This window comes from Kitasatospora sp. NPDC056531 (assembly GCF_042794375.1).
Classification (GTDB): Bacteria; Actinomycetota; Actinomycetes; order Streptomycetales; family Streptomycetaceae; genus Kitasatospora.
In genome coordinates this window covers 1-3796 of the sequence record NZ_JBHTTU010000243.1, presented here as the reverse complement: position 1 = coordinate 3796, position 3796 = coordinate 1, and the positions used below count along the sequence as shown (strand labels likewise).

Annotated in this window: 5 protein-coding genes and 1 pseudogene; all 6 read left to right on the top strand. The window is 74.0% G+C overall.

Annotation, left to right across the window (positions count from 1 at the left end; all coding sequences use genetic code 11):
* Nucleotides 1-123 precede the first annotated feature (123 nt).
* Complete coding sequence (locus tag ACFQ87_RS45055; protein ID WP_380616852.1) at nt 124-588, top strand: hypothetical protein; 465 nt, start codon at nt 124-126, stop codon at nt 586-588.
* Nucleotides 585-905: a monovalent cation/H(+) antiporter subunit G gene (locus ACFQ87_RS45050; RefSeq protein WP_380616851.1), complete on the top strand. Its 321-nt coding sequence runs from the start codon at nt 585-587 to the stop codon at nt 903-905. Before ACFQ87_RS45055 ends, ACFQ87_RS45050 begins: the two co-directional genes overlap by 4 nt.
* Nucleotides 902-1171 (top strand): Na(+)/H(+) antiporter subunit B, encoded by a 270-nt coding sequence (locus ACFQ87_RS45045; protein WP_380616850.1) that lies wholly within the window; start codon nt 902-904, stop codon nt 1169-1171. The genes ACFQ87_RS45050 and ACFQ87_RS45045 overlap by 4 nt, the downstream gene beginning before the upstream one ends.
* A complete protein-coding gene (locus tag ACFQ87_RS45040) occupies nt 1168-1527 on the top strand; it encodes a hypothetical protein (RefSeq protein ID WP_380616849.1) in 360 nt (119 codons plus the stop codon). The genes ACFQ87_RS45045 and ACFQ87_RS45040 overlap by 4 nt, the downstream gene beginning before the upstream one ends.
* Nucleotides 1425-2927 (top strand): annotated as a pseudogene (locus ACFQ87_RS45035) (complex I subunit 5 family protein); the annotation flags it as partial. The gene ACFQ87_RS45040 and the pseudogene ACFQ87_RS45035, both read left to right, overlap by 103 nt.
* 79 nt (nt 2928-3006) lie before the next feature.
* Nucleotides 3007-3796 (top strand): AI-2E family transporter (locus tag ACFQ87_RS45030; protein ID WP_380616848.1); only part of this gene is annotated, 790 nt, incomplete at its 3' end.

Below are 3796 nucleotides of genomic sequence, written 5' to 3'. Positions count from 1 at the left end.
GTCCGGTATGGAGATCGCGCGTTTGGTGTTGTGGGGGGAAGCAGGTGTGGACCGAACGGGTGGGAGACGTGGGCCACCCCCCACGGGGGTGGGTCCCCCAGGGCCAGTCTTGAGGGTGGTGCGATGCGGACGGCGGTCGAACTCCTGCTCTGGTGGGGGGTGTTGCTGCTGCTGAACACCGTGCTGATCAGCTCGGTGACGCCACTGGAAATGGCGGTCGGCGGCGGCATTGCGCTCCTCGCAGCCGTCGGCGCCGTCGCGGTCCGGCATGCCTCGGGGGCAGCACCGGGCGGACCGACGCGGCTGGCCCAGGCGCTCTGGACTTTCCCGTGGACCCTGCTGGCCGACACCGGCCGGCTCGCGCTCGCCGTGCTCTCGCCGCGGCACCAGCGGGGCGGGTTCCGGACCGTCCGGCTCGCCCCCGGCGCCGGACCGGCCTGGGCCGCGGCGCTCCTGTCCGCGACGCCCGGCGCGTACATCGTGGACGTCGCGGACGCCAAGAAGGGCGCGGCCGGCAGCCTGACCGTGCACGCGCTCGGCTGTGAAGTCTCCGCGCTGGAGCGGGCGTTGACCGGAGACGCCCGGTGAACGCCTGGCTGCTGGCGGCCGCTCTCCTCGCCGCCGGCGGGATCCGCCCCTGCCTTTTGCTCGGGCTGCGTGGCCTGCTGCTCTCCGCCCTCGCACTCATCGTGCTGCCGGGCCCGTACCTGCGGCTGCACGCCTTCTCCCCCGCCGCCGCCCTGGGTGCGCCGCTGGTCGCCCTCGCCCTCGCGGTGGACACCGGGCCGGGCCGGGCGGCCGCCAAGCTGCTGGTGATCGGCCTGCTGCTGACCGTCGGCGGCACCGTCACGACGATGGCCGTCGCCCGGACGACCATCCTCGCCGAGCAGGAGGCGAAGCGGTGAACAACGCCCTGATCGTGATCACGCTGCTGCTCACCGCCGTCACCGCGACCGCCGCCGCGCTCACCCGCGACCCGGTCCGGCAGGCCGCCGTCCTCGCCCTGCTCGGGCTATGCCTCGCCGTGCTGTTCACCGTGTTCCAGGCCCCGGACGTCGCGCTCTCCCAACTCGGCGTCGGCAGCGCCATCACCCCGCTGCTGATCCTGCTGACCGTCCGCAAGGTGCGCCGCGAGGAACACCCCGACGACCGCCGGGACCGCACCGAGTGAGCCGCACCGCCCGGCTGCGGCTCTTCCTGACCGCCGCCGCCGTCCTCGCCGCCGCCCTGATCGCCGCCGCGACCGAGCTGCCAGGCTTCGGCGGTGTCCGACACCCTTACGGTGAGCGGGCGGTGACCGCCGGACTGGCCCAGCGCACGGCCGATATCGTCTCCTCGGTCAACTTCGACCAGCGGGCCTTCGACACCCTCGGCGAGGAGTCGATTCTGTTCGGCTCGGTACTCGGCTCCGGCATGCTGCCGAGCACGACGGCATGTTCCCCGCCCTGCTGCTGCTCTTCGAGGCCGGGATGTACGGCTTCGCGCTCACCGGCGACCTCTTCGACGCCTTCGTGTTCTTCGAACTGATGGGCGCCGTGGCCTACGCGCTGACCGGCTACCGGATCGAGGATCCGCGCCCGCTGCACGGCGCCCTCGCCTTCGGCCTGGTCAACTCAGCCGCCGCCTACCTCTCGCTGCTCGGCATCGGCCTGCTCTACGCCCGCACCGGAGAGCTCGGCCTGGCCCAGATCGGCGCTGCCCTGGACGAACGGGCTGCGGCGGGGCACGGCCGGGACGCCCTGGTCGTCGTAGCGTTCGTCCTGGTACTGGCCGGTCCGCTGGTGAAGGCAGCGAAGGCACCGTTCCACTTCTGCCTGCCGGACGCGCACGCGGTCGCGCCCAGTCCGGTGTGCATGCTGCTGTCCGGGGTGATGGTCGAACTCGGCGTCTACGGCGTCGCAAGGATCTACCGGGCGGTGGCGGCGGCATCGGCGGTCTGCCGGAGGCCGTCGTCCGGGACACGCTGCTCGCCGCCGGTGTGCTGACCGCACTGGTCGGCGCCGTCATGTGCTGGCGGCAGCGGCACCTGAAGCGGATGCTGGCCTTCTCCACGGTCGGGCACGTCGGTCTGTTCCTGGTCGGCGCGGCGCTGCTGACCCCGGCCGGACTGGCCGGAGCAGCGGTGTACGTGGCCGGCCACGCGGGGCGCCAAGGCCGCCCTGTTCGGCCTCACCGGCGTCCTGCTCGACCGCTACGGCTCAGTGGACGAACACGGACTGCACGGCCGAGCCCGCGAACTCAAGCTGCCCGGCGCGTTGTTCGTCCTCGGTGGCCTCGCCCTGGCCGGTCTTCCGCCGTTCGGCACCGGACTCGGCAAGGCCGTCACCGAGGAGGCCGCCGGACGCGAACTCGGCTGGCTGCCAGCCGTGCTCGTCCTCGTGTCCGCGCTCACCGGCGGTGCGGTGCTGCGCGCGGGCCTGCGGGTCTTCGGCGGCGTCGGCGCCCCGCCCTCCGAACACCCGGAGGTGGCCGCGACCACCGGCGAGGGCGAGGAACCCGAGATCCGTTCCCCCGACCGCCGACTTCCCCCGCCGATGCTCGTCGTACCGGGACTGCTGCTGGCCGGCTGCCTGGCCGTCGGCATCCTGCCCGACATCGGCCGGGCGCTCGCAGAGGGAGCGTCGGTCTTCGCCGACCGCGTCGGTTACCTCGCCGATGTCCTCGGACAGCCGGGAGCACCCGTCGCTTCCGCCCCCGACGCGTCGTGGACCGCCTCCGGGATCGCCCTCGGCCTGCTGTCCGCCCTGCTGGCCGTCGGCTTCGCCACCGTCGCCGTCCGCCGCACCCCCGGGCACGGCACCGGCGGGCTGTACCGGACGGCCGTCCTGCCGCTGCGCCGCCTCCACTCCGGGCTGCTCGGCGACTACGTGGCCTGGCTGGCCGTGGGCCTGGCCGCGCTGCTGGTCGCGGTGACGGCGCAGCTGTGAGCGCACCCGTTTCCCGCACACCCGCCCGGGTAGCCGCAGGACACCGGACGGAATCCGGCCGAGCCCGAGGAGGCGGCCCGTGCGAGTGAACGGCACCGGACCGAACCGGCGTCCCCCGCCGCTCGGCAGCCGCCGCCCCCGGGTGGCCTCGCCTCGGACCCGGCATGCGGTACCTGGGGACCGGGTGCCGCGTGGGCTGCGGACGGCCGCCGGGTACACGTGGCGCCTGCTCCTGCTCGGCGTGGCCGCCTACCTGACCGTCACCGTGCTCGCCCGGCTCGAACTGCCGGTCATCGCGGTGTTCCTGGCGCTGGTCATCACCTCCGTCCTGCGACCGCTCGTCGACCTGCTGGCCCTGGCGCTGCCCCGCTCGCTCGCCGTCCTGCTCGCCTTCGTTCTCGCCGTCGTGGTCCTCGGCGGGGTCCTCACACTGGTGGGGACGACCGTCGCCGGCGAGTGGAACGGGCTGGGCGCCGAGCTGCGCGGCGGCCTCGGCCGGATCGACCACTGGCTGACCGGCGCGCCCTTCCGCCTGCGGGCCGGCACCGTCACCGGCCTCCGGGCGAAGATCGGAGAGTTCGTCAGCAGCCATCGCTCGGCGCTGCTCAGCACCGCGTTCAATGAGGCGAGCCGGGCCGTCGAACTGCTCACCGCGCTGGCCCTCGCGATCTTCTGCTCGGTGTTCTTCCTGCACTCCGGCGACCGGATGTGGTGCTGGGCGCAGCGCCAACTCCCGGCCCGGGCGCGTCCGGTGTGCGACCTGGCGGGGCGCGCCGCCTGGCGTACGTTCGCCGGTTACACGCGCGGGGTGCTGATCGTGGCGGCGGCCAACGCCGCGCTGGTGGGCATCGCGCTCGCCGTCCTGCGAG